Origin of the sequence: Proteus sp. NMG38-2 (genome assembly GCF_020640995.1) — a bacterium.
In the GTDB taxonomy this organism is placed as follows: domain Bacteria; phylum Pseudomonadota; class Gammaproteobacteria; order Enterobacterales; family Enterobacteriaceae; genus Proteus.
The window spans coordinates 175,740-201,938 of record NZ_CP085481.1; the positions used below are offsets into that span (position 1 = coordinate 175,740).

Here is a 26,199-nt window from a genome sequence, read left to right on the forward strand (position 1 = left end):
GTGATGGCTGCCTTTAGACCTTTAAATTCAGCGCCAAGTAGCGCTGAGTATTTAAAAGCCGCACTAAGCGCACCTGTTTATGAGGCTGCAATAGTAACCCCGCTTCAAGAGATGACAAAAATCTCTGAGCGTTTAGAGAATACTATTTTAGTTAAGCGAGAAGACCGACAACCGGTTCATAGCTTTAAATTACGTGGTGCTTATACCATGATTGCGGGACTAACTCCTGAGCAAAAAGCGAAAGGTGTTGTGACTGCATCTGCGGGGAACCACGCGCAAGGCGTTGCGTTATCAGCGAATCGAATGGGTGTAAAGGCATTAGTCGTGATGCCAGTGGCAACGGCGGATATTAAAGTTGATGCTGTTCGTCAATTTGGTGGAGAAGCATTGCTTTATGGTGCCAACTTTGATGAAGCAAAAGCGAAAGCTATCGCGCTATCTGAAGAGATGGGATACACCTTTGTTCCGCCTTTTGATCATCCCGCAGTAATTGCAGGGCAGGCAACACTGGCAATGGAACTCTTACAACAAGATGTTCATCTTGATCGTATTTTCGTACCTGTTGGTGGTGGTGGCTTAATTGCTGGGGTCGCAGTATTAATCAAACAGCTTATGCCAGAAATTAAGGTAATAGGTGTTGAAGCTGAAGACGCTGCATGTTTAAAAGCTGCTTTAGAAGTCGGGCATCCCGTTGAATTAGCAAGAGTTGGATTATTTGCTGAAGGTGTTGCGGTTAAACGTATCGGTGATGAAACGTTCCGTTTATGCCAAAAGTATGTTGATGATGTAATTACTGTTGATAGCGATGCAATTTGTGCTGCAGTAAAAGATTTATTTGAAGATGTACGTGCAATTGCAGAGCCTTCAGGTGCATTAGCATTAGCAGGGCTTAAAAAATATGTAGAAGAGCATCAAATCAAAGGTGAGCGTCTTGCGCATGTTCTTTCTGGTGCAAATGTGAATTTTCATGGCTTACGCTATGTTTCTGAACGCTGTGAACTCGGTGAAAAACGTGAAGCGCTATTGGCGGTGACTATTCCTGAACAAAAAGGGAGTTTCTTACGTTTTTGTCAAATCTTAGGTCAACGTGTTGTTACGGAGTTTAATTATCGTTATAGCGATGCTGATCCTGAAAATGCACGTATTTTTGTCGGTGTACGTTTAAGTCAAGGGCTCGCAGAGCGTAAAGAAATTTTACGTGAACTCACCGTTGCGGGTTATCAAGTTGCTGATTTATCTGATGATGAAATGGCAAAACTGCATGTGCGTTATATGGTTGGTGGGCGTCCGAATAAACCACTTAAAGAACGCCTATTTAGCTTTGAATTTCCAGAATCTCCGGGTGCTTTGATGAAGTTTCTAAAAACATTAGGGACTTATTGGAATATTACCTTATTTCATTATCGTAGCCATGGTACGGATTATGGGCGTGTGCTGGTGGCATTTGAACTTCCTGAAACGGAAGGGCGTTTTGAGCGACATTTAGATGACTTGGGTTATGAGTATCATGATGAGACAGGAAATCCTTCATTTCAATTGTTCTTGTCACCGCAAACAGCAAGTTTAGTCGTGGAGTAACCGCCAAAAAGCACTGATAACGGGTTCTTGAAGGCGTTTGTGTAATGCGCAAACGCCTAACTCAAAAGGTTCTACCATTGAAATATTATCCAATGAAGAGATGCGATTACGCACAGGCTCAGGACAGTTATCAACGACAACTTGTGGGATAAGCGCAATACCACAACCTAATGCAACCATTGAAACAATCGCTTCATGTCCCGAAACTGTCGCATAAATCGAAGGATTGTGGATACGATGACGCTTAAACCATAGCGCGATCCGTTGTCTTGATGGGCCATGTTCAGGAATGATAAACGGAATATTAAGCCAATCGGGCTTCTCTTGAGTTGCAAGATGGCGAACATTGCAAGGTAAAGCAGGCGCAATCAGTACTAATGGAATTTCGCCTATTTTTTCAAAACAGATATTTTCAGGAAGCTTTTCAGGTTTTCCTGCGATACCTAAATCAGCTTCATCAGATTGCACTTTATCGACTGCATCAGCTGCATCACCAGTGGTGAGTTTTATTTCAACTAATGGGTTTTCAGCTCGAAAGCGGTCAAGAATAGGCGGTAAATGACTGTAAGCGGCAGTAACAGAACAAAATAGGCGTAACTCACCAGAAAGGCTGGGGCTATTTTGGTTTAGCGTGTGTTTGAGTTGCTTATATTGCAATAAGGTTTGTTGGGCATAGCGCTTTAATTGTTCGCCAGCATCAGTAAGGGTGACTTGTCGGTTATCACGTAAAAACAGGGGGTGGCCTAAGCTTTCTTCAAGACGTTGAATCTGACGAGAGAGCGTAGAGGGGCTGACGTGCATAGCTTGTGCCGTCTTGGTGAAGTGGCAGCTTTCAGCTAAATGCAGGAAGAGTTTGAGATCACGAATATCCATTATCAGCCACCTTAGGTGATAAAAAAGAACGTTGCGTTTTTTGCAACACTATCTTGTAAATATATCAATTTAAGCAATGGCTTTCATCCCATATAGTAAAGTCATGCAACACCTCACGGAGAGTGAGGATAATAATAGCAAACACATACACAACGATTTTGGAGTCTTCTATGACAAATTATTTTAATACATTGAATCTGCGTCAGCAGTTGTCGCAATTAGGTAAATGTCGCTTTATGTCACGCGAAGAATTTGCTGATGAAGCAAATTACCTGAAAGGCAAAAAAGTCGTTATTGTTGGTTGTGGCGCTCAAGGCCTTAACCAAGGTTTAAATATGCGTGATTCAGGTTTGAATATCGCGTATGCCTTACGCCAAGAAGCGATTGATGAGAAACGTGCCTCATGGCGTCGTGCAACCGAAAACGGTTTTGAGGTTGGAACCTATGAAGCACTTATCCCACAAGCAGATTTAGTCGTTAACTTAACGCCAGATAAACAACACTCAGCGGTTGTTCAAGCGGTTCAACCGCTGATGAAATCAGGTGCAGCATTAGGCTATTCTCATGGTTTTAATATCGTTGAAGTCGGCGAAAAGATCCGTGATGACATTACCGTTGTTATGGTTGCACCAAAATGTCCGGGTACAGAAGTTCGTGAAGAATATAAGCGTGGCTTTGGTGTTCCAACATTGATTGCTGTTCACCCAGAGAACGATGCAAAAGGCGAAGGTATGGCTATAGCCAAAGCATGGGCTGCCGCAACAGGTGGTCATCGAGCGGGTGTTTTAGAATCCTCTTTCGTTGCTGAAGTAAAATCAGACTTAATGGGTGAACAAACCATTCTGTGCGGTATGTTACAAGCTGGCTCACTGTTATGTTACGACAAAATGGTTGCAGATGGTGTTGAGCCGGGCTATGCAGGTAAATTGCTTCAATTTGGTTGGGAAACCATTACAGAAGCCTTGAAGCAAGGTGGTATCACCTTGATGATGGACAGATTATCTAATCCGGCAAAAATGCGCGCCTATGCATTATCAGAACAATTAAAAGAGATCATGGCTCCACTGTTTGCTAAACATATGGATGACATCATTTCAGGGAAATTCTCTGAGACAATGATGGCTGACTGGGCTAATGACGATAAAAACTTGCTGACATGGCGTGAAGAGACTGGGGCGAGTGCCTTTGAAAATTACCCTGAATATGAAGGGAAAATCAGTGAGCAAGAGTACTTTGATCACGGTGTATTAATGGTTGCAATGGTTAAAGCTGGCGTTGAATTAGCCTTTGATACGATGATTGAAGCGGGTATCTTTGCTGAATCAGCATATTATGAATCACTGCATGAGTTGCCATTAATCGCCAATACCATTGCTCGTAAGCGCTTATATGAAATGAATGTGGTTATCTCTGATACAGCAGAATATGGTAACTACCTGTTCTCATTCGCTGTTGTTCCTATGCTGAAAGAGTTTATGACAACATTGCAATCTGGTGATTTAGCGAAAAAAGTTCAAGATAATGGAACAGATAACGCACAATTACGTGATATCAACGAAGCAATTCGCCAACATCCAATTGAGACTGTTGGTAAAACATTACGTGGTTATATGACAGATATGAAACGTATCTCTGTTGGTGGGTAATTTGTTGTTGTGCCTTATGCGATAAAAAGCGTAAAAATAAGAGTAAAATTTAATCTATTGAAAACCGTATTTCTTAATGGAGTACGGTTTTTTGTTTTTATAGTGTGAGAAAAATTGGAAGAGGGAATACTCAAGACTTTGAGCGCTTTCTGCTACAATTATCCCCCGTTATGTTCTTGGTTAATGAAGTTTGGAAAAAGTATGCGATTAAATCCTGGTCAACAAAAAGCAGTAGAATATGTGTCAGGCCCTTGCTTGGTCTTGGCAGGAGCAGGGTCGGGTAAAACACGGGTTATTACTAATAAAATTGCCCACCTTATTCGTCAATGCCAATACCCAGCAAAGCAAATTGCGGCGGTGACGTTTACCAATAAAGCTGCGCGTGAAATGAAAGAGCGAGTTGCTCAAACCTTAGGTCGCCAAGAAGCGAAAGGATTAATGATCTCAACGTTTCATACATTGGGATTAGAAATTATTAAACGCGAATATAAAGCGTTAGGGATTAAAGCTAAATTTTCATTGTTTGATGACCAAGACCAATCTGCATTACTTAAAGAATTAACGGCTGATTTATTAGAAGAAGATAAAGATTTACTTTCCCAGTTAAAGAGCCAAATCTCTAACTGGAAAAATGACATGCTCACACCAGAGCAAGCCACAGGAATGGCGAGATCGCAACAAGATCATACTTTTGCCGAATGCTTTCGACGTTACGAGCAACATCTGCGTAGTTGTAATGTACTCGACTTTGATGACTTAATTAGCCGACCAACCTTGTTATTGCGCACGAATGAAGAAGTGAGAGAGCGTTGGCAAAGACGTATCCGCTATTTGCTGGTGGATGAATATCAAGATACAAATACAAGCCAATATGAATTGGTAAAATGGTTGGTGGGTGAAAGGGCTCGTTTTACTGTTGTAGGTGATGATGACCAATCCATTTATTCTTGGCGTGGTGCTCGTCCTCAAAATTTAGTGTTGTTACAAAAAGACTTTCCACAACTTAATGTGATCAAACTTGAGCAAAATTACCGATCTTCAGGGCGTATTTTAAAATCAGCGAATATATTGATTGAAAATAACCCTCATGTTTTTGAAAAACGCTTATTTTCAGAATTAGGTTATGGTGATGAACTGCGAGTTTTAACCGCCAATAATGAAGAGCATGAAGCTGAACGTGTCGCGGGTGAGTTAATTGCTCATCACTTTATTAATAAAACTAATTATAAAGATTACGCGATACTTTATCGTGGTAACCATCAGTCTCGTATTTTTGAAAAATATCTGATGCAAAATCGCATTCCTTATCGTATTTCGGGGGAAACCTCTTTTTTCTCACGAGAGGAAATAAAAGATATTCTTGCTTATTTACGAGTTATTACTAATCCTGATGATGATGCGGCATTTTTACGTATTGTGAATAAACCTCGCCGTGAAATTGGGCCAATAACAATCCAAAAATTAGGTGAATGGGCAAAGATTCGAGATAAAAGCTTATACAATGCCTGTTTTGATTTAGGATTAAGCCAAACGCTAACTGGGCGAGGTTTAAATTCATTACAAGCATTCTCACAATGGATGTCGCGTATAGTGCAAAAATCAGAACGAGAGCCACTGTTGGCCGTGCGTGATTTATTGCATGAAATGGATTATGAAAGTTGGCTATATGAAACCTCAAGTAGTGCAAAAGCTGCGGAAATGAGGATGAAAAATATTAATCAGCTATTTTCATGGATGAGTGAAATGCTAGAAGGTGATGAATTACATGAACCTATGACGCTTTCTCAAGTGGTTAACCGTTTTACCTTGCGCGATATGATGGAGCGCGGTGAAACAGAAGAAGAGCTAGATCAAGTTCAATTAATGACATTGCATGCCTCTAAAGGTCTTGAATTTCCACATGTTTTTTTAGTGGGAATGGAAGAAGGCATATTGCCACATCAAAGCAGTATTGATGAAGATAATGTTGAAGAAGAAAGACGTCTTGCTTATGTGGGCATAACTCGCGCACAAAAAACACTCACGTTTACATTATGTAAAGAAAGACGTCAATATGGTGAATTAATCAAACCAGATCCGAGTCGTTTTCTTTATGAATTACCTCAAGATGATTTGAATTGGGATACCAATAAAAAGAAAGTATTAAGTGCTGAGGAAAAACAAGAGAAAGGGCAAAAAGGTGTTGCTGGACTAAAAGCAATGCTAGCAAAGCATAAACCTGAATAGCATAAGACTTGGTAGATAAAATTAACCCCTTGGCATATTGATGTTCAAGAGGTTTTTATTTTTGTATAAGTAAAAAGTTAACTTATACGAGAGCTATTTTGTTCTTCAATCATTAAAGACCAATGCACATAACTCTGTAGTTGGATCTCTTCTTGGAGGTTTTCAGCACGTAATGGATGCTCATTAAGCCACTGATAAGGCAGGGTAATAATGAGTGTTTCACCCTCTGTGCGTAATCGTAATGCGGGAAGTGTATCATCGCGGCGACGGCTAGCAAAAATAATGGCTAAGCGCAGTAAACGCACTAGTCGATTGGCTTGGCTTATCGGTAGCGCGTTTTGATGATTAAGGGGCGCAAGATCGATGATCCCTGTTTGATTTTTTAGCAACGATGCTAATAAACGTCGTTGTGCTGGTGTGTATCCAGGTAAATCAAGATGAGAAAGTAGATAGCTTGCATGTGACGGTGCTTGACGAAAATCAACACTTAGGCCAATTTCATGTAATGCGCTGGCACTATTAAGTAATTCACGACAGCGATTATCTAACTGCCAACTTTTACTGACTTGAATAAAAAAATGTTCAGCCAGTTGTTGTACGCGGTGTGCTTGCTCAATATCAATTTGAAAGCGACGTTGGATATTGCGAAGGGTGCGTTGGCGAATATCTTGCTCAATAGGTAAGTGCAACATGCCATAGACTAGGCCCTCTCTTAATGCGCCTCCTGCAAGGATCATATTTTCAATGTGCAAGGTTTCGAATATGGCGATCAATATAGCAAGCCCACTTGGAAATACTAAGGCTCGCTCAAAAGTGAGCCCTTCAATTTCCAATTCTTCCAACTTTCCACATTCAATAGCTTTATGTTTAAGTCGTTCCAACTTAGGCAAGGTAATTAATTCATCCATTCCTTGCGCAATCATGATCTCTTGCAGTGCTTGAACAGTACCTGATGCACCCACGCAGACTTGCCAACCTTGTTGAAGTAATTTCTCTGCAATTGGGGCAAGTATCGCTTTCGCCGCATCTTGTGCTTTGGCAAAATTTTCTTGAGTGAGAGTGCGATCAGTAAAATAGCGCTCTAACCAAGTCACGCAGCCCATGCTTAGGCTCATCAATTGCGTTGTTTTAGCGCCTGTACCAGTTACTAACTCAGTGCTTCCACCGCCAATATCCACCACTAAACGCTGTTCTGCACCACCTGTGGTATGTGCAACACCACGGTAGATAAGGCGTGCTTCCTCCTCACCACTAATGACATGAACCGTATTACCCAGAATTTCAGAGGCTTTAGCGACAAAGATATCTGCATTTTTAGCAATACGTAATGTGGCTGTTGCGACGACTTTGATTTGTTCTGCTGGAATATCACGCAGATATTCAGAAAACAGTCGTAAACATTGCCAGCCACGTTCCATTGCCTGTTCTGACAATTCATTTTCACTGTTTAGGCCTGCTGCTAGTCGAACTTTACGTTTCACGCGGGAAAGTACTTGTATTGATCCCGCAATTTCTCGAACGACTAACATATGAAAACTGTTAGAACCTAAATCAATAGCAGCATAAAGTGATGAAGATTTCAGCATAATTTATGGATGACTCGGGCGTTTATTTCGGTTGTTACGTTGAGTATTATTTCCTCGGTTTCGCGACGGCGCATTATTGCGACGGGGCTGACCTTGGCGAGGACGGTGACGACGTTTAGGCTCAGGAAGATCTGTCAATAACGCATCACTATTATATTTACTCACAGGAATAGCATGTTGAATATAGGTCTCAATTGCAGGTAAATTTAGAGCATATTCTTCACATGCAAGACTGATTGAATTGCCACTATTACCCGCACGTCCCGTTCTACCAATGCGGTGAACATAATCTTCACAATCATCAGGTAAATCATAGTTAAAAACATGCGTTACAGATGGAATATGAAGACCTCTAGCTGCAACATCGGTGGCAACCAGAATATCAATATTACCTTGGGTAAAATCTTCTAAAATACGTAGACGTTTTTTCTGAGGAACATCACCTGTTAATAAACCAACGCGGTGTCCATCTGCGGCAAGGTGTGCCCAAATGTCATCACAACGATGTTTTGTATTGGCAAAAATGATACAGCGATCAGGCCATTCTTCTTCAATTAACGTTTGGAGAAGGCGCATTTTCTCTTCATTTGAAGGATAAAAAAGTTCTTCTTTTATACTAAAACCTGTTTTTTGTTCAGGCTCTACTTCAACGTATTCAGGATTATTCATTTGTTCAAAGGCAAGTTCCCTTACACGGTAAGATAGTGTTGCAGAGAACAACATATTCATACGTTCAGCCGCAACTGGCATACGACGGAAGATCCAACGAATATCTTTAATAAAGCCAAGATCGTACATTCTGTCCGCTTCATCAAGTACCACAACTTGGATTGCGCTAAGATTGACATGACCTTGCTTAACGTAGTCAATTAAACGACCTGTTGTGCCAATAACGATATCGACACCATTACTTAATACTTTGAGTTGTTCGTCATAGCCATCGCCACCGTAGGCTAGACCCATTTTTATCCCTGTATTTTGCGCAAGCTCTTTAGCATCAGAATAGATCTGCACGGCTAATTCGCGTGTTGGCGCCATAATAAGTGCACGAGGTTGATTGGTTTCATGCCCTTCTTTAGCAGGGTGTGTTAAAAGATAATGAAACGTTGAGGTTAAAAACGCCAACGTTTTGCCTGTTCCTGTTTGGGCTTGCCCGGCAATGTCTTGACCTTTCACAGTGATAGGTAACGTCAATGCCTGAATTTGTGTACAATTAGAGAACCCTTTTTTCTCAAGGGCTTCTATCACTTTTGGATGCAAGGCGAAGTCGGAAAACTTCTTTTCTGTCAAATATGTTTTGCTCATAATGTAATAGAATATCAGTTATGGGTTGCATTACAAAAGTTTATCCGCTGAAATGCAGACAGACTTTTGTTATTTAATGTTACACTGGTACGGTCAATATTATTCTTTGGAGTAGAACAATGAGCGATAAAATCCTTCACTTATCTGACAGCAAATTCGATGCTGATGTATTAAATGCAACCGGCCCCGTGCTCGTTGATTTCTGGGCTGAATGGTGTGGCCCATGTAAAATGATTGCTCCTATTCTAGATGAAGTTGCAACAGAATACGCTGGTAAATTAACAGTTGCGAAGCTAAACATCGATCAAAACCCGCTGACAGCACCAAAATACGGTATTCGCGGTATTCCTACACTGATTTTATTCAAAAACGGTGCAGTTGCAGCGACTAAAGTAGGCGCATTGTCAAAAACTCAACTAAAAGAGTTTTTAGACGAAAATATCTAATTTGATTTAGATATCAAAAATAAAGTAGGACGTTTAGACCTTGTCAGTATTTCTGTTATTGACCGCTAGACGTCCGCTTCGAAGCATGATAAGTTAGCGCCACTTACATAATATATCGGATCTTCTTGTCAATATGATTAGACATGATTAAATAAGTCTGAGATATTGAATATCAAGCGTGCAAAGTAATAGAATTGAATAACATGATATGATATTTAATCTAATATGATATTTAATATAAGTAATCTGAATTCATCTAACCAGTCAAGTTGCCTTAGAATAATCTATAGTATTCAGGGAATATAAATTTTTCCAAGTATGTTCCTAACCCATAAGTTGAAAGTACACTCATAGCATTGAGACAATGAATGTCACTTCTCTGGGTATAAAGCAGACTGGTCTAATAGTATTAATACTCTCTAACATTATCATTTTAGTTATACCCTTATGTTAGAAAGTTATAATCTGTAATTTTACACATGACGAAACTGACAGCGATTCGCTGTTATACTATTCACGTTCATAGTTCGAGAGTTACCCCGAGTTATTAAGAACCCACCATTATGAATCTTACCGAATTAAAAAATACGCCGGTATCAGAATTGATAGCACTTGGCGAAAATATGGGGCTAGAAAACCTAGCTCGAATGAGAAAGCAAGACATTATTTTCTCTATCTTGAAGCAACACGCGAAAAGTGGAGAAGATATTTTCGGCGACGGTGTGCTGGAAATATTGCAGGATGGCTTCGGCTTCCTACGTTCCGCAGACAGTTCCTACCTTGCTGGTCCCGATGATATCTATGTTTCTCCAAGTCAAATTCGCCGTTTTAACCTTCGCACTGGTGACACTATCGCAGGGAAAATCCGTCCTCCTAAAGAAGGTGAACGCTATTTTGCCCTCCTAAAAGTTAATGAAGTTAACTTTGATAAACCAGAAAATGCCCGCAGTAAAATCCTCTTTGAAAACTTAACACCTTTACATGCTAATAATCGTTTACGCATGGAACGTGGTAATGGTTCAACAGAAGACTTAACCGCGCGTGTTCTTGACTTAGCGGCACCAATCGGCCGTGGTCAACGTGGTCTTATCGTTGCTCCACCAAAAGCGGGTAAAACCATGTTGCTGCAAAATATCGCAGCAAATATTGCTCATAACTACCCTGATTGCGTATTGATGGTACTTCTGATTGATGAACGTCCAGAAGAAGTCACCGAGATGCAGCGCTTGGTTAAAGGTGAAGTTATCGCATCGACTTTTGATGAACCCGCTTCTCGTCACGTACAAGTTGCAGAGATGGTCATTGAAAAAGCAAAACGTTTAGTTGAGCATAAAAAAGACGTTATCATCCTGCTAGACTCTATTACTCGTTTAGCGCGTGCTTATAACACTGTTGTACCTTCGTCAGGTAAAGTGTTAACTGGTGGTGTGGATGCAAACGCATTACATCGTCCTAAACGCTTCTTCGGTGCAGCACGTAATGTTGAAGAAGGTGGTAGCTTAACTATCATTGCAACAGCGCTCGTTGATACTGGTTCTAAAATGGATGAAGTTATCTACGAAGAATTTAAGGGTACAGGTAACATGGAATTACACCTGTCTCGTAAAATTGCTGAAAAACGTGTTTTCCCAGCGATCGATTATAATCGTTCTGGTACACGTAAAGAAGAATTGCTGACGACTCAAGATGAGTTACAAAAAATGTGGATCCTGCGTAAGATTATTCATCCTATGGGTGAAATTGACGCGATGGAATTCCTCATTAATAAATTAGCGATGACGAAGACAAATGAAGAGTTCTTTGACTTTATGAAACGCTCATAAGATTTATTAACAAAGCTGCTGGGCTAATTAAAATATTAAAAGAGTGTGGTCTGTTACAGAATAAGTAATATCCCCTCAATTTATATGCTGTTAAGCTCGTTTACTTTGTTAGAATGACGATATGATAAAAACGCCACACTATTGTGGCGTTTTTTGTTTTTATTTTTTATGGGTGTAATTAAATTTTGAGTGCAATATCTTAGCGAGAAGTTGGTATATATATTGCATGTTTTAGTAATTGATAAAAATAGCGATGGCATCAATAAAAATAGTTAAGGAAAACTTATAATTGATGAAGGGTGGTGAGTTTTGAATAAACTCGTCGTGGTGGAGCTGGAAAAAAGAATAAAAACACATGGAAGGGTAAAATAACCAGCTATATTTATTATAGAGAACAGTACTGTGGATATACTAAAAATGAGCACAAGCGTTTTTTATGTGTTCTTATTTTCTTTCGCATTTTTATTCTTGGCTCGTAAAATTGCAAAAAAAATAGGACTCGTGGATAAACCGAATTATCGTAAAAAACATCATGGATTGATCCCTCTTGTGGGCGGGATTTCAGTCTATTTTGGTATTGTTTTCGCATTTTATATTTCAGATATCTACATTCCTCATAAGGAATTGTATCTGGCATGTGCGGGACTTCTTGTTTTTATCGGTGCGTTAGATGATCGCTTCGATATTAGCGTCAAAATAAGAGCAACTATCCAAGCATTTGTTGGGATCGTGATGATGGTGGGGGCAGGATTAAAGCTGGACACACTTGGTCATGCTTTTGGTCCTTGGGAAATGCATTTAGGACCTTTTGGTTACATTGTGACACTTTTTGCCGTTTGGGCAGCAATTAATGCTTTCAATATGGTTGATGGTATTGATGGGTTATTAGGTGGTCTTTCTTGTGTTTCTTTTGGCGCGTTAGGTATTTTGTTATATCAAAGTGGTAATTCTGCGCTCGCATTCTGGTGTTTCTCATTTATTGCCGCAATTTTGCCTTATATCCTTTTAAACCTAGGGGTTTGCGGTAAAAAATTCAAAGTCTTTATGGGGGATGCTGGTAGTACCCTGATTGGGTTTACAATTATTTGGCTATTAGTTGCATCAACACAGACTCAGCCTCGTCCTGTAAAAGCAGTCACTGCATTATGGATAATTGCTATTCCTCTTATGGATATGGTGGCAATTATGTACCGCCGTTTACGTAAAGGGATGAGCCCTTTCTCACCAGACCGTCAACATATTCATCATTTGATTATGCGTGCGGGTTTTACCTCTCGCCAAGCCTTTATTTTAATAACTGTGGCTGCTGCACTTTTAGCCGCGATTGGTATTATTGGTCAAAACCTATCATTTGTCCCTGAATGGTTCATGTTGGCATTATTCTTGCTTGCATTTGTTATGTATGGTTATTGCATTAAACGCGCGTGGCGAGTCGCTCGTTTTATTAAACGACATAAGCGCCGCTTACGTAGAGCAACACAACAGCATTAATATAAGCAGAGGTCTTTTAACGTGATGAACTCGGAAAATAACGCCTCCCGACAGGGTAATCAGCCAGATAATGAACTCGATATCAGAGGTCTTTGTTGTGCGCTTTGGTCAGGAAAAAGCTGGATTATAGGGTTCGCTCTGCTTTTTGCCGTGATTGCACTTGGGGCATCTTATTTGATGCAACCTAAATGGAGTGCAATCGCAATGACAGAGAAACCAACGATAAATAACTTAGGCAGTTATTATTCGCAATCTCAGTTTTTACGTAATCTTGATACACAAATTAATCCATCAGCACAAACCCCAGCTTTAAGTATTCCTGATGAAGCTTATCAAGAGTTTGTTACTCAAATTGCTGCTTTTGATACTCGTCGCGAGTTTTGGCTACAAACGGATTATTTCAAGCAACGCAAAGAAAATGATGAGCAAGCTAATGCTGCGTTATTGGATGAGTTAATTAACAATATTCAATTTACGCCTTCTGATGAGAAAAAGTTGGTTAATGATCAATTAAGACTCATTGCAGAATCATCAAAAGAGGCGAGCCAATTATTAAATGAGTATATCGCTTTCGCTAATAAAAGAGCATCTACTCATCTTAATGATGAAGTGATAACCGCATGGGCAACAAGAACACAGTCAATGAAAGCGTTAGTTAAACGCCAAGAAATGGCAGCTCAAGCGGCTTACCAACGTCAAATTAACTTATTAGAGCAATCAATAAAAGTTGCTGAGAAACAAGGTATTTCTCAAAAACAGACCTCTATTGCGATTGATGAGTTACCTGACTCTAAATTATTTCTGCTAGGCGTTCCTCTATTGCAATCGCAACTAGAAACTTTAGTAGCAACAGGTGCTGATTTTGATAGTGATTATGATCAAAATACAGCAATGTTAGCGACCCTCGCTGTGGGGGCAAAATTGCAAGATAACTTCCAAACTTACCGTTTCTTACGTACTCCTGAAGATCCTGTAAAACGTGATAGTCCTCGTCGTGCCTTTATGATGGTGCTTTGGGGTGCAATTGGTGTATTGGCAGGTGCAGGTGTTGCATTAGTAAGACGTAGCTCATTAAAAAAATAATAATTATTAAATTTTGTCTGATGACAATAACGAGACATCAGGTGTTTCGGCACCTGATGTATTGAGTATAAGGGCATATTGCTTTCCCAAAAATAAGCGATATAACAACGAAAAAAAGAGAGCCACTGTGAAAGTGTTGACTGTTTTTGGCACACGCCCTGAAGCGATAAAAATGGCACCTTTAGTGCACGCTTTAGCAAATGATGATTCGTTTGAAGCGAAGGTATGTGTTACGGCCCAACATCGAGAAATGCTTGATCAGGTATTAAATCTTTTTGAGATCAAACCAGATTATGATCTCAATATTATGAAACCAGGACAAGATTTAACGGATATTACCTGTCGTATTTTAGAAGGGTTAAAACCGGTATTAGCATCATTCCAACCTGATGTTGTTTTGGTGCATGGTGATACAACGACAACCATGGCAGCAAGTTTAGCCGCTTTTTATCAACGAATTCCGGTTGGTCATGTGGAAGCAGGATTGCGTACAGGTAATCTTTATTCACCATGGCCAGAAGAAGCCAACCGTACCATTGCAGGGCATCTTGCCATGTATCATTTCGCGCCAACAGAGACAGCAAAATTAAATCTGGTACGAGAAGCGGTTGCCGATAAAAATATTTTTGTTACCGGAAATACTGTTATTGATGCACTGTTTTGGGTGAGTGATAGAGTGATGGGCAATCAAACACTCTTGAATGAACTCGCTGTAAACTATCCTTTTATTCAGCCAGATAAAAAAATGATCCTTGTGACGGGGCATCGTCGCGAAAGCTTTGGTGGTGGTTTCGAACGTATTTGCCAAGCATTAGCTGAAATTGCCTTAGCGCACCCTGATGTTGAAGTTGTCTATCCTGTTCACTTAAACCCAAATGTGAGTGAGCCTGTTCAACGCATTCTTCACGGTATTGACAACATTAAACTAATACAGCCACAAGATTATCTCCCATTTGTTTATCTAATGAACCATGCTTACCTTATTTTGACCGATTCTGGTGGGATCCAAGAAGAAGCGCCTTCATTAGGTAAGCCCGTTCTGGTCATGCGAGACACAACAGAGCGCCCAGAAGCAGTTGAAGCGGGTTCTGTTCGCTTGGTGGGAACCGACACCAAACGTATTGTTAGCGAAGTAACCTCTTTATTGACAGACGAAAACGCGTATCACCAAATGAGTAAGGCGACAAATCCTTATGGTGATGGACATGCCTGCCAACGTATTCTTGAAGCATTGAAAAAAAATCAGGTGACATTATGAGTTTTGAAACTATTTCTGTTATCGGCCTCGGCTACATTGGTTTACCTACAGCGGCAGCTTTTGCCTCTCGTAAAAAAAGCGTCATTGGTGTTGATGTTAATCAGCATGCAGTTGATACAATTAATAAAGGTCAAATTCACATTGTTGAACCTGATCTCGATAAAGTTGTTAAACAAGCCGTTGAAGAGGGGCATTTAAAAGCCTATACCACGCCACAGCCAGCAGATGCTTTCCTTATTGCGGTACCAACACCGTTTAAAGGTGAACATGAGCCTGATTTAGCCTATGTTGAATCAGCGGCTCGCTCTATTGCACCTGTACTGAAAAAAGGTGACCTTATTATCCTTGAATCGACGTCACCTGTTGGTTCTACTGAACAAATGGCACTGTGGTTAGCCGAAGCTCGCCCAGATTTAACGTTCCCTCATCAAGACGGTGAAGAAGCAGATATTGATATTGCTTATTGTCCTGAGCGTGTATTACCAGGCCAGGTTATGATTGAGCTTATTCGTAATGACCGAGTTGTTGGTGGGATGAACCGTAAATCCTCCGAGCGTGCGAGTGAGCTATACAAAATTTTCCTTGAAGGTGAATGTGTTATCACCAATGCACGTACCGCAGAAATGTGTAAGCTAACGGAAAATAGCTTCCGTGATGTTAATATTGCATTTGCTAACGAATTATCGCTGATTTGCGCTGACCAAGATATCAATGTGTGGGAGCTAATTAGCTTGGCGAACCGCCATCCACGCGTCAATATTTTACAACCAGGTCCAGGTGTTGGTGGACACTGTATCGCAGTTGACCCTTGGTTTATCGTGTCACAAAATCCAAAGCAATCTCGTTTAATTCACACTGCGCGTTTAGTCAATGATGGCAAACCAGTGTGGGTTATTGATCAAGTGAAAGCTGCGGTTGCTGATTGCCTGACTGAAACGGGTAAACGTGCTAATGAAATTAAAATAGCCTGCTTTGGTTTAGCCTTTAAACCTAACATTGATGATTTACGTGAAAGCCCAGCTATGAACATCACCAAACAAGTGGCAGATTGGCACAGCGGTACAACATGGGCTGTTGAACCTAATATTCATGAGTTACCAACAAAACTGAAAGGGATCACGGAGTTAGTGTCAACTGAGCAAGCATTAAAAGATGCTGATATTGTCTTGATGCTCGTTGATCATCAGCAATTTAAAGCGATCCCAGGTAGTAAAGTCACTCAAAAATGGATTGTAGATACGAAAGGAGTATGGCGTTGAAACGCATTCTAGTTACGGGTGGAGCCGGTTTTATCGGCTCTGCTGTTGTTCGACATATTATTGAAAACACCAATGACAGTGTTGTTGTGGTGGATAAGCTGACTTATGCCGGTAATTTAGAGTCATTAGCGACAGTGGCTAACAGTGAACGCTATGCGTTTGAGCAAGTTGATATCTGTGATAGAGCAGAGCTTGACCGCTTATTTGCTCAATATCAACCAGATGTTGTGATGCATTTAGCAGCAGAAAGTCATGTTGACCGTTCTATTGATGGTCCTGCGGCATTTATTGAAACCAATATTGTCGGTACTTACACATTACTGGAAGCGGCTCGTCATTATTGGCAAGTACTCTCTGAAGATAAGAAAGCGGCATTTCGTTTTCACCATATCTCAACAGATGAAGTATATGGCGATCTAGAAGGTACAGATGATTTCTTTACTGAAACCACACCTTATGCCCCAAGTAGCCCTTATTCTGCTTCTAAAGCATCAAGTGACCATTTAGTACGTGCATGGTTACGGACTTATGGCTTACCTACGGTGATCACAAACTGTTCAAATAACTATGGCCCTTATCATTTCCCTGAAAAATTAATCCCTTTAATTATTTTAAATGCGATTTCAGGAAAGCCATTACCTGTCTATGGAAAAGGTGAGCAAATTCGTGATTGGCTCTATGTTGAAGATCATGCTCGAGCTCTCTATTTAGTCGCAACAACAGCAACACCGGGTAAAACCTACAATATTGGTGGTCATAATGAACGCCGTAATATTGATGTTGTTAAAACAATTTGTGCGCTATTAGAAGAGTTATATCCAGCAAAACCAGAAGGTGTTGCTCAATACGCTGATTTAATTACATATGTAAAAGATAGACCTGGTCATGATCTGCGTTATGCCATTGATGCTGCGAAAATTGAAGCTGAATTAGGTTGGAAGCCCGAAGAGACATTTGAATCAGGTATTCGTAAAACTGTTTTGTGGTACTTAAATAACGAAACATGGTGGAAACGTGTACTTGATGGCTCTTACGCAGGTGAACGTTTAGGGCTTGGAAACTGATTAAGTAAAAGGATAAATGATGAAAGGTATTATTCTAGCGGGTGGCTCTGGTACACGACTACATCCGATAACCAAAGGGGTATCGAAACAGTTGTTGCCTATCTACGATAAGCCCATGATTTATTATCCGCTTTCAGTTCTGATGCTTGCTGGTATTCGAGATATTTTGATCATCACAACACCCGATGACATGACCTCATTTCAACGTTTATTAGGTGATGGTTCTGCATTTGGTGTTCATCTTCAATATAAAATACAGCCATCGCCAGATGGTTTAGCTCAAGCGTTTATTTTAGGTGAAGAATTTATTGGTGATGATCATTGCTGTTTAGTGTTAGGCGATAATATCTATTTTGGTCAAGGGTTTAGTCCAAAACTAAAACAAGTTGCTCAACGTGAACGCGGAGCGACAGTTTTTGGTTATCAAGTAATGGACCCTGAACGATTTGGTGTTGTTGAATTTGATGATAATTTCAAAGTACTGTCGATTGAAGAAAAGCCGGAACAGCCTAAATCTAATTGGGCAGTAACAGGGCTTTACTTCTACGATAACCGTGTGGTGGATTTTGCTAAAAAAGTAAAACCCTCAATTCGTGGTGAACTAGAAATTACGTCTATTAATCAGATGTATCTTGAGTGTGGTGAGCTTAATGTTGAACTGTTAGGGCGTGGTTTTGCATGGTTAGATACCGGCACTCACGACAGTTTAATTGAAGCCAGTACTTTCGTTCAAACAGTTGAAAAGCGCCAAGGATTTAAAGTGGCGTGTCTTGAAGAGATTGCTTGGCGTAATGGATGGCTCACTGATGACCAAGTAAGAGAAAGTGCAAAATCACTGTCTAAAACGGGTTATGGTCGCTATCTATTGGATTTATTACATGTCCGTCCTCGCCAATATTAATTATCTTGAGTGGGAAAGTGAATTTTTCTCACTCAAAACAGGGCGTCTTGAGTTTGATACTCAAGCGCCTGTATTAATAGACAAACAGCTTGATGCATTTGCTCTAGTTCAGGCTAAAGTCGCATCTCATGAGCTTTCACTCATCGATAAACTCAGTCAATTAGGTTTTCAATTTGCGGAAGGTGAAATTGATTTTAAACTTCCAATTGGCATAGAAAATGCTTGTAAGAAAGCGCCTGAATTATGTTTTAGAAAAGCCAATGACGCTGATATTAATTTACTGATGACAACTGCATCAGAGGCTTTTGTACAAAGTCGTTTTCGAGCACCTTGGTATCAAGAAGACGATAGCAGTCGTTTTTACGCATTATGGGTTAAAAAAGCCGTACTAGGCACGTTCGATGATATCTGCTTACTAACTTATGATATTGAAAATAACATAAGTGGTTTTGTCACTTTACGTCGTCTATCTGAAAGTGAAGCAAGAGTGGGGTTACTTGCGGTAATGCCCAATAGAACAGGACAAGGCATTGGTAAACAACTGATGTCGGCCGCGAAGTTTTGGTGTCAACAGCAAGGTATTTCAACCCTATATGTTGCAACACAAATCAGCAATATTGCAGCTTCGCGTTTATACACACACAGTGGGGGCTTAATAGAGAGCACCACTTATTGGTTATACAGGGGATAATATGATTCCGTTTAATAAACCACCCGTTGTCGGCACCGAATTAGAATATATGAAACAGGCCATGGAAAGTGGCAAGCTCTGTGGTGATGGCAATTTCACAAAAAAATGTGAAAAGTGGTTAGAAGAACAATTTCATTGTCATAAAACGCTGTTAACGCCATCTTGTACTGCATCGCTTGAAATGGCTGCTATCTTATTAGATATCAAGCCAGGCGATGAAGTCATTATGCCGAGTTTTACCTTTGTTTCGACCTCTAATGCGTTTGTATTACGTGGGGCAACCATTGTTTTTGTTGATATTCGTCCAGATACCATGAATATCGATGAAACAAAAATTGAAGCGGCAATTACAGATAAAACTCGTGCTATCGTGCCTGTTCATTATGCGGGTGTTGCGTGTGAAATGGACACGATTATGGCTATTGCGAAAAGACATAATCTGTTTGTTATCGAAGATGCTGCACAAGGCGTCATGTCAACTTACAAAGGTAAGGCTTTGGGCACTATTGGTCATATTGGTTGCTATAGCTTCCATGAGACTAAAAACTACTCATCAGGTGGTGAGGGTGGTGCAACGCTCATTAACGATCCTGACTTAATCAATCGTGCAGAAGTTATCCGTGAAAAAGGCACTAATCGTAGCCAATTTTTCCGTGGACAAGTCGATAAATACACTTGGCGTGATATTGGTTCTAGTTACTTAATGTCAGATTTACAAGCTGCATATTTATGGGCACAGCTTGAAGAAGCCGAAAAAATTAATGAACGTCGCTTAGCGTTTTGGCAGATTTACTATGACGCATTGACGCCATTAGCAGAGAAAGACTTATTAGCGCTTCCAATCGTTCCTGAAGGATTAGAACACAATGCGCATATGTTCTATATCAAACTGAACAATATCGAGCAACGTACTGCGTTTAATGATTATATGAAAGCGCACGATGTTTTAACTGTCTTCCACTATGTGTCATTGCATACCAGCCCAGCAGGTATGAAGTTTGGCCGTTTTGATGGTGAAGATATTTTCACTACGCAAGAAAGTGAACGTTTAGTGCGTTTACCTATGTTCTACAATATGACAGAAGAAGAACAGCAAACCGTTATTGGCCATATTCGCGATTTCTTTGCTTAATTATGTCATTAGCCAAAGCATCAATTTGGACAGCGGGATCAACCCTGATAAAAATCGGGGCTGGCCTGCTTGTCGTCAAGTTACTCGCTGTCTCCTTTGGTCCTTCTGGCGTGGGATTAGCAGGTAACTTTCGTCAATTAATTACCGTACTTGGTGTATTGTCTGGTGCGGGAATTTTTAATGGTGTAACGAAATTAATCGCACAATATCAAGATGATGATATTCAACGCAAAAATGTGTTGGGCACATCATCGGCTATGATCTTGCTGTTCTCTACACTATTAGCTGTTTTATTTCTTCTTTTTTCTGCTCCCATTAGCCAAGTGTTATTTGGTGATGATTATCATCAATATCAGGATATTGTAAGAGCCGTTGCTTTTATTCAAATGGGAATAGCATATAGCAACTATTTTCTTGCCATATTAAAAGGTTATCGTGATGCGGCTGGTAATGCCTTATCTGTGATCGCAGGTAGCATTATTGGTGTTATTGCTTATTATTTATGCTATTTATTTGCGGGTTATCACGGTGCATTAATTGGACTAGCATTAGTTCCTGCACTTATTTTATTTCCTGCTACATTTTTAGTAGTAAAACGTAAGCGATTTGCGTTAAGTGAGCTTAAACCTCGTTGGGATAAGGCAATAGCAAGCCATCTTGGTAAATTTACTATTATGGCGATACTGACATCGATTACGTTACCAGTCGCTTATATTATGATGCGTAATCTACTTGCTGAGCACTATAGCTGGGATGATGTTGGTATTTGGCAAGCCGTAACTAGCATTTCAGATGCTTACTTGCAGTTTATTACAGCCTCTTTTTCTGTTTATTTGTTGCCAACACTCTCTCGATTAACGCAAAAGAGTGATATTACCAAAGAGATCGTGAAATCACTGAAGTTTGTACTTCCTGCGGTTGCCGTTGCCAGTTTTATGGTGTGGTTATTGCGTGATTTTGCAATTTGGTTACTGTTTTCAGATAAATTTGTCGCTATGCGTGATTTATTTGCATGGCAACTTGTCGGTGATGTTTTAAAAGTAGGCGCCTATGTCTTTGGCTATTTGGTCATTGCAAAAGCGGCACTACGTTTTTATATCCTTACAGAAGTAAGTCAATTTGCTTTACTAACACTATTTTCCCGTTGGCTTATTCCTGAACATGGCGCACTTGGTGCTGCTCAAGCCTATATGGCAACGTATATTATTTACTTCCTTCTCTGTAGTTCTGTTTTCGTGATTTATTGCAGGCGCAAATGACAACTTTGATTTACGTACTAGGTTCAGACATTGTGCATCATAACAACACAATGTTACGGTTTTTTAACGACCACCTCGTTACTGAGGCGGGATTAACGTATAAACCTCGTTTTATCGTTGCCAGTAAAGATACTTCACTGCAAGAAAGCTACCCAGCTTTAGACATTGAGTGTTTAGCGGATAAAAAGCAGGTTGCGCAGAGAGTGATTACATTGGCAAAGGCCGATACTCACCAACGATTCCTTTTGTTAGGCCAATTTAATGCTCCGATTTGGCTGGCATTACTGACAGGTAAAATTAAGCGTCATCAGTTTTGGTGGCATATTTGGGGGGCTGATCTGTATCAGGATTCTAAGCAACTCAAATTTAGACTGTTTTATCTTCTTCGTAAGTTGGCACAAAAACGGGTGGGGCGAGTGTTTGGCACACGAGGTGATCTTAACTACTTCGCGCAATTTAACGTTAATATTCCAGCAAGTTTGCTCTATTTCCCAACAAGAATGGATCCTGCTCTGACTGTGACAGAAAAGTCATCTATTGATGCACAACAAATCACTATTATTGTCGGAAATTCAGGAGACAGATCAAATCGCCATGTTGAAGCATTACAATCGATAGCAGAACAATACGGAACGCGCGCAAAAGTGATTATCCCAATGGGATATCCTGATAATAATGACGCATATATTGATGAAGTCTCTCACGCTGTTAATCAGTTACTTCCTGATAATCAGGTTGAAATTTTACGTGACAAACTGGCATTTGATGATTATTTAGCCTTATTAAAGACATGCGATTTAGGCTATTTTATTTTTCATCGACAGCAAGGCATTGGTACGCTTTGTTTACTTATCCAATTTGCGATCCCTTTTGTTATTAGCCGTCAAAACCCATTTTGGCAAGATTTAACAGAACAAAATGTTCCAGTCTTTTTCTCAGGTGATAAATTAGATGTTGCACTGATTGAAGAAGCTCAACGTCAATTACTTATGCTTGATCGCCAAAATATTGCCTTCTTTGCACCTAATTTTACTGAAGGTTGGAAACAGTTGATTGAGATAAGCACAGGAGAGCCCCAATGACATTGGCGGAACTGGGTGGCTTAACACTCGTTTATTTTATCTCCTTAAGTTTTATTTTATTACTGACTTATCAAGAGTTTCGTCGAGTTCGTTTTAATTTTAATGTTTTTTTCTCAATGCTCTATTTGCTGACATTCTATTTTGGCTTTCCACTGACCTGTATGTTGGTGTTCCAATTTGATGTGGCCGTTGTTCCTGTTGATTCATTATTATACGCATTATTAGCCTCTACCAGCTTCTATGCTATTTATTATGTAACTTATAAGGTTAGGTTGAGAAAGCCTGTTAGCGGCCCTTCTAGGTCGTTATTTACGATGAATAGAGTAGAAACTAATCTTACTTGGATCTTATTGGCATTAATTGCATTTGTGACAGTGGGAATTTTCTTCCTACAAAATGGTTTTTTACTCTTTAAGCTCAAAACATACAGCCAAATTTTTTCAAGCCAAGTATCTGGTGTGGCGCTTAAGCGCTTTTTCTACTTCTTTATTCCCGCCATGCTGGTGGTTTATTTCTTAAAACCGACACAACAACGCTGGATTTTCTTCCTGTGTGCAACGGTCGGTTTCGGAATTTTAACTTATATCATTGTGGGTGGAACTCGCGCGAATATCATTATCGCTTTTGCTCTGTTTTTATTTATCGGCATTGTTCGTGGTTGGATAACGTTGTGGATGCTGGTTGCTGCGGGGGTGATGAGTATTGTCGGGATGTTCTGGCTGGCATTAAAACGCTATGGGCTTGATGTCAGTGGGGCTGAGGCTTTCTATACTTTCTTGTACCTAACTCGTGATACGTTCTCTCCTTGGGAAAATTTAGCATTATTACTTGATAATTATGACAAGATTGAGTTCCAAGGGCTTGCCCCGATTATTCGTGATTTTTATGTTTTTATTCCTTCTTGGGTTTGGCCTGAGCGTCCTGATGTGGTACTCAATTCAGCAAACTACTTTACATGGGAAGTCCTTGATTACCATGCAGGCCTTGCGATTTCACCAACCTTAATTGGTTCTTTAGTGGTGATGGGGGGCGTTGTGTTTATCCCATTAGGTGCAATCGTGGTGGGATTAATTATTAAATGGTTTGATTGGTTGTATCAGCAAGGGCTTAATGAAAACAATCGTTATAAATCCGCTATTTTACAAGCATTCTGCTTTGGGGCTATTTTTAATATGATTGTTTTAGCGCGAGAAGGGGTTGATTCCTTTGTCTCTCGTGTTGTGTTTTTCTGTCTGGTTTTTGGTTTATGTTTAGTTGTTGCAAAACTGCTGTATTGGTTATTTGAAAGCGCGGGATTAGTGCGTAATTACGTGACTCGTCAAATACAAGGTGAACCTCGTTTAGAGAAAAAGGAAAAGTAATGGGATCCAATTCAATTCCGAAGTATTCAATCCGTGGACATAATATCTGGGGATTTCGCGATATGGCTCATTTTCTGGATTATCTTTATGAAGGAACACAAATAAAAAGTGGATCTCTAATTGCGATAAATGCAGAAAAAATCCTAACCGCAGAAACCGATACAGCCTTGAATGAATTGCTTAACGAAGCAGATTATCTTTATGCCGATGGCATTAGTGTTGTGCGGGGTATTCGCCGTAAGTATCCAGATGCCAATGTTTCTCGTATTGCGGGCGCAGATTTATGGGAAGCATTAATGGAAAGAGCAGGTAAAGAAGGAACGCCAGTCTTTCTTGTTGGTGGCAAACCAGAAATTCTAGCTCAAACCGAAGATAAGCTAAAATCACAATGGAATGTGAATATTGTTGGGAGTCAAAATGGTTACTTCACACCTCAAGATAGAGATGCGTTATTTGAGCGTATAAAGGCCTCTGGTGCGAAGATAGTGACTATTGCTATGGGTTCACCTAAGCAAGAGTTATTTATTCGTGCATGTCGTGAGATTTATCCTGATGCATTATATATGGGAGTGGGGGGGACTTATGACGTATTTACAGGTCATGTGAAGAGAGCACCTAAAGCATGGCAGAACCTTGGCTTAGAATGGTTATATCGTTTGTTATCACAACCAAGCCGAATTAAACGCCAATTTAAGTTGCTAAAATTTGTTGGATACTACTATTCCAATAAATTGTGATGGTCATTGAGCGTTTGTTTGTTAGCTAAATGATTTATTCACACTTTCATCTAGCATCTTTATTGTTTAATTATTATACTGGTGGGGCGTTTAGCGTGTAAAAACGCTCCATTTATCGACGAAATGCACAAACTATCGTCAAACAAACTTTTTTTTTCAAAAAGCACTAGACAGACAGTGCGTAAATCCGTACTATCCTCTCCCGCAACGGCGTGAAGCGCCCGTAGCTCAGCTGGATAGAGCGCTGCCCTCCGGAGGCAGAGGTCTCAGGTTCGAATCCTGTCGGGCGCGCCATTAAAGCGTGCTAAGAGTTACGGTGAAGAGCGTTGTTGTAAGAAGTAAATAAGATAGCTGTTATGGTGGCTATAGCTCAGTTGGTAGAGCCCTGGATTGTGATTCCAGTTGTCGTGGGTTCGAGTCCCATTAGCCACCCCATCTTATCTTAGTTATTGTTTATGCGAGGGTGGCGGAATTGGTAGACGCGCTAGCTTCAGGTGTTAGTGTTCTAACGGACGTGGGGGTTCAAGTCCCCCCCTTCGCACCAATAAACAAGATAAGAGCAGTGATTCAGACGGCGAGTAGCGCAGCCTGGTAGCGCAACTGGTTTGGGACCAGTGGGTCGGAGGTTCGAATCCTCTCTCGCCGACCAATAAGAGAAAGCCCCGATTTTATCGGGGCTTTTTCGTATCTGCGATTTATACCTTTACATTTAAACTCAGCATATTTATTTTTTCATATCCATATCCATATCCATATCCATATCCATATCCATATCCATATCCATATCCATATCCATATCCATATCCATATCCATATCCATATCCATATCCATATCCATATCCAATTTTAGCTTTGGCTATTTTTTCTGGTGCTTATTCTTAATTGATCTCACATAGGAATAATATCGTCACTCTTTATAAGTGATATCTGGTCTTATCACTTAAGCTTTATTAATAATTTAATTTATTGCCTTATTTTAATCTTCATAAAATGAATAGGTGAGTTAATAAAAAATCATAATTTAATTATATGAAATATAAAGATTTTATTTTTTATGTCGGCAAATGCCAACACTTAGCATTTTTAATGTCGTCAATAGGTGACATTTAACCTATTGATTTAATGCCATTAAATAACTTGTGTGTTTTTCTTGTCGTGAAAAAGAGACGTATGTTAGGCCTTATATTTTCTTTTCTATTTAGCAATAGCAGCATGAAAGCATAGGTGACGTACTTTTTATCATAAAGGATGAGTGAAACAGAAAAGGGAAACTAAAATTCAATAAGTTATCTTATCTTTTTGAGGTGGGAGATTTTTATTATCAAAAAAATAAAAATTGGCACGCTAAATGCATTATTTATATTGTAGATGCTCATTCCACTCCTTATGATAGCTTTG

General features: G+C 40.0%; 20 protein-coding genes and 4 tRNA genes. 21 read left to right on the forward strand and 3 right to left on the reverse strand.

The window, feature by feature from the left end; all coding sequences use genetic code 11:
* Positions 1-3 precede the first annotated feature (3 nt).
* Entirely contained in the window at positions 4-1,578 is a 1,575-nt protein-coding gene (gene ilvA / locus LG402_RS00925) for a threonine ammonia-lyase, biosynthetic (protein WP_109410140.1), read from the forward strand.
* Here ilvA and ilvY read toward each other — a convergent pair.
* Entirely contained in the window at positions 1,564-2,451 is an 888-nt protein-coding gene (ilvY, locus tag LG402_RS00930; protein WP_166540242.1) for an HTH-type transcriptional activator IlvY, read from the reverse strand. The genes ilvA and ilvY overlap by 15 nt on opposite strands.
* Positions 2,452-2,621: 170 nt before the next feature.
* Here ilvY and ilvC point away from each other — a divergent pair, with 170 nt between their 5' ends.
* Together ilvC and rep are read left to right on the forward strand one after the other, a co-directional pair.
* Positions 2,622-4,097: a ketol-acid reductoisomerase gene (gene ilvC / locus LG402_RS00935; RefSeq protein WP_166540243.1), complete on the forward strand. Its 1,476-nt coding sequence runs from the start codon at positions 2,622-2,624 to the stop codon at positions 4,095-4,097.
* A gap of 201 nt (positions 4,098-4,298) precedes the next feature.
* Positions 4,299-6,323, forward strand: coding sequence for a DNA helicase Rep (rep, locus tag LG402_RS00940; RefSeq protein ID WP_166540244.1), 2,025 nt, complete (start codon positions 4,299-4,301; stop codon positions 6,321-6,323).
* Between the two features lie 77 nt (positions 6,324-6,400).
* Here rep and gppA read toward each other — a convergent pair whose 3' ends face one another.
* Positions 6,401-7,909 carry a guanosine-5'-triphosphate,3'-diphosphate diphosphatase gene (gene gppA / locus LG402_RS00945; RefSeq protein ID WP_227336287.1) on the reverse strand — a complete coding sequence of 503 codons (1,509 nt, stop codon included), beginning with the start codon at positions 7,907-7,909 and terminating at the stop codon, positions 6,401-6,403.
* Between the two features lie 3 nt (positions 7,910-7,912).
* Positions 7,913-9,214 (reverse strand): ATP-dependent RNA helicase RhlB, encoded by a 1,302-nt coding sequence (gene rhlB / locus LG402_RS00950; protein WP_166540246.1) that lies wholly within the window; start codon positions 9,212-9,214, stop codon positions 7,913-7,915.
* A gap of 119 nt (positions 9,215-9,333) precedes the next feature.
* Between rhlB and trxA the strand changes: the two genes are divergently transcribed.
* The 18 genes from trxA (at position 9,334) to LG402_RS01040 (ending at position 25,450) form a co-directional block, all read left to right on the forward strand.
* Complete coding sequence (gene trxA / locus LG402_RS00955) at positions 9,334-9,660, forward strand: thioredoxin TrxA (protein WP_006535838.1); 327 nt, start codon at positions 9,334-9,336, stop codon at positions 9,658-9,660.
* Positions 9,661-10,223: 563 nt separating this feature from the next.
* On the forward strand, positions 10,224-11,483 hold the full coding sequence (rho, locus tag LG402_RS00960; protein ID WP_036939597.1) for a transcription termination factor Rho: 1,260 nt from the start codon (positions 10,224-10,226) through the stop codon (positions 11,481-11,483).
* 402 nt (positions 11,484-11,885) lie between these two features.
* On the forward strand, positions 11,886-12,974 hold the full coding sequence (gene wecA, locus LG402_RS00965) for a UDP-N-acetylglucosamine--undecaprenyl-phosphate N-acetylglucosaminephosphotransferase (protein WP_109410128.1): 1,089 nt from the start codon (positions 11,886-11,888) through the stop codon (positions 12,972-12,974).
* A 24-nt stretch (positions 12,975-12,998) separates the two neighbouring features.
* A complete protein-coding gene (wzzE, locus tag LG402_RS00970; RefSeq protein WP_166540365.1) occupies positions 12,999-14,057 on the forward strand; it encodes an ECA polysaccharide chain length modulation protein in 1,059 nt (352 codons plus the stop codon).
* A 127-nt stretch (positions 14,058-14,184) separates the two neighbouring features.
* Complete coding sequence (wecB, locus tag LG402_RS00975; protein WP_069369918.1) at positions 14,185-15,315, forward strand: non-hydrolyzing UDP-N-acetylglucosamine 2-epimerase; 1,131 nt, start codon at positions 14,185-14,187, stop codon at positions 15,313-15,315.
* On the forward strand, positions 15,312-16,574 hold the full coding sequence (gene wecC, locus LG402_RS00980; RefSeq protein ID WP_166540247.1) for a UDP-N-acetyl-D-mannosamine dehydrogenase: 1,263 nt from the start codon (positions 15,312-15,314) through the stop codon (positions 16,572-16,574). Before wecB ends, wecC begins: the two co-directional genes overlap by 4 nt.
* Complete coding sequence (gene rffG / locus LG402_RS00985; RefSeq protein WP_109410139.1) at positions 16,571-17,638, forward strand: dTDP-glucose 4,6-dehydratase; 1,068 nt, start codon at positions 16,571-16,573, stop codon at positions 17,636-17,638. The genes wecC and rffG overlap by 4 nt, the downstream gene beginning before the upstream one ends.
* Positions 17,639-17,657: 19 nt before the next feature.
* Positions 17,658-18,539: a glucose-1-phosphate thymidylyltransferase RfbA gene (gene rfbA, locus LG402_RS00990; RefSeq protein ID WP_227336288.1), complete on the forward strand. Its 882-nt coding sequence runs from the start codon at positions 17,658-17,660 to the stop codon at positions 18,537-18,539.
* Positions 18,517-19,230, forward strand: coding sequence for a dTDP-4-amino-4,6-dideoxy-D-galactose acyltransferase (gene rffC / locus LG402_RS00995; RefSeq protein WP_227336289.1), 714 nt, complete (start codon positions 18,517-18,519; stop codon positions 19,228-19,230). The genes rfbA and rffC overlap by 23 nt, the downstream gene beginning before the upstream one ends.
* 1 nt (position 19,231) lies before the next feature.
* Entirely contained in the window at positions 19,232-20,362 is a 1,131-nt protein-coding gene (gene rffA / locus LG402_RS01000) for a dTDP-4-amino-4,6-dideoxygalactose transaminase (RefSeq protein WP_227336290.1), read from the forward strand.
* A gap of 2 nt (positions 20,363-20,364) precedes the next feature.
* Complete coding sequence (gene wzxE, locus LG402_RS01005; protein ID WP_227336291.1) at positions 20,365-21,621, forward strand: lipid III flippase WzxE; 1,257 nt, start codon at positions 20,365-20,367, stop codon at positions 21,619-21,621.
* The gene (locus LG402_RS01010) at positions 21,618-22,703 is read left to right on the forward strand and encodes a TDP-N-acetylfucosamine:lipid II N-acetylfucosaminyltransferase (protein WP_227336292.1); all 1,086 of its coding nucleotides are present in this window, start codon (positions 21,618-21,620) and stop codon (positions 22,701-22,703) included. Before wzxE ends, LG402_RS01010 begins: the two co-directional genes overlap by 4 nt.
* Positions 22,700-24,064, forward strand: coding sequence for an ECA oligosaccharide polymerase (wzyE, locus tag LG402_RS01015; RefSeq protein WP_166540252.1), 1,365 nt, complete (start codon positions 22,700-22,702; stop codon positions 24,062-24,064). Before LG402_RS01010 ends, wzyE begins: the two co-directional genes overlap by 4 nt.
* Entirely contained in the window at positions 24,064-24,801 is a 738-nt protein-coding gene (wecG, locus tag LG402_RS01020; RefSeq protein WP_166540253.1) for a lipopolysaccharide N-acetylmannosaminouronosyltransferase, read from the forward strand. The genes wzyE and wecG overlap by 1 nt, the downstream gene beginning before the upstream one ends.
* Before the next feature lie 217 nt (positions 24,802-25,018).
* A tRNA-Arg gene (locus LG402_RS01025) sits at positions 25,019-25,095 on the forward strand.
* A gap of 65 nt (positions 25,096-25,160) precedes the next feature.
* Positions 25,161-25,236, forward strand: a tRNA-His gene (locus LG402_RS01030).
* Between the two features lie 22 nt (positions 25,237-25,258).
* Positions 25,259-25,345 (forward strand) — tRNA-Leu (locus tag LG402_RS01035).
* 28 nt (positions 25,346-25,373) lie between these two features.
* A tRNA-Pro gene (locus LG402_RS01040) sits at positions 25,374-25,450 on the forward strand.
* Positions 25,451-26,199: the final 749 nt, after the last annotated feature.

Bases quoted from the DNA above. Each gene is read 5' to 3' on its own strand.
- ilvY (WP_166540242.1), bottom strand. From the start codon at position 2,451: ATGGATATTCGTGATCTCAAACTCTTCCTGCATTTAGCTGAAAGCTGC.
- wzzE (WP_166540365.1), top strand. From the start codon at position 12,999: ATGAACTCGGAAAATAACGCCTCCCGACAGGGTAATCAGCCAGATAAT.
- wecC (WP_166540247.1), top strand. From the start codon at position 15,312: ATGAGTTTTGAAACTATTTCTGTTATCGGCCTCGGCTACATTGGTTTA.
- ilvA (WP_109410140.1), top strand. From the start codon at position 4: ATGGCTGCCTTTAGACCTTTAAATTCAGCGCCAAGTAGCGCTGAGTAT.
- rffC (WP_227336289.1), top strand. From the start codon at position 18,517: ATGTCCGTCCTCGCCAATATTAATTATCTTGAGTGGGAAAGTGAATTT.
- rfbA (WP_227336288.1), top strand. From the start codon at position 17,658: ATGAAAGGTATTATTCTAGCGGGTGGCTCTGGTACACGACTACATCCG.
- wecG (WP_166540253.1), top strand. From the start codon at position 24,064: ATGGGATCCAATTCAATTCCGAAGTATTCAATCCGTGGACATAATATC.
- ilvC (WP_166540243.1), top strand. From the start codon at position 2,622: ATGACAAATTATTTTAATACATTGAATCTGCGTCAGCAGTTGTCGCAA.
- rho (WP_036939597.1), top strand. From the start codon at position 10,224: ATGAATCTTACCGAATTAAAAAATACGCCGGTATCAGAATTGATAGCA.
- trxA (WP_006535838.1), top strand. From the start codon at position 9,334: ATGAGCGATAAAATCCTTCACTTATCTGACAGCAAATTCGATGCTGAT.
- wzxE (WP_227336291.1), top strand. From the start codon at position 20,365: ATGTCATTAGCCAAAGCATCAATTTGGACAGCGGGATCAACCCTGATA.
- rhlB (WP_166540246.1), bottom strand. From the start codon at position 9,214: ATGAGCAAAACATATTTGACAGAAAAGAAGTTTTCCGACTTCGCCTTG.
- LG402_RS01010 (WP_227336292.1), top strand. From the start codon at position 21,618: ATGACAACTTTGATTTACGTACTAGGTTCAGACATTGTGCATCATAAC.
- wzyE (WP_166540252.1), top strand. From the start codon at position 22,700: ATGACATTGGCGGAACTGGGTGGCTTAACACTCGTTTATTTTATCTCC.
- rep (WP_166540244.1), top strand. From the start codon at position 4,299: ATGCGATTAAATCCTGGTCAACAAAAAGCAGTAGAATATGTGTCAGGC.
- rffA (WP_227336290.1), top strand. From the start codon at position 19,232: ATGATTCCGTTTAATAAACCACCCGTTGTCGGCACCGAATTAGAATAT.
- gppA (WP_227336287.1), bottom strand. From the start codon at position 7,909: ATGCTGAAATCTTCATCACTTTATGCTGCTATTGATTTAGGTTCTAAC.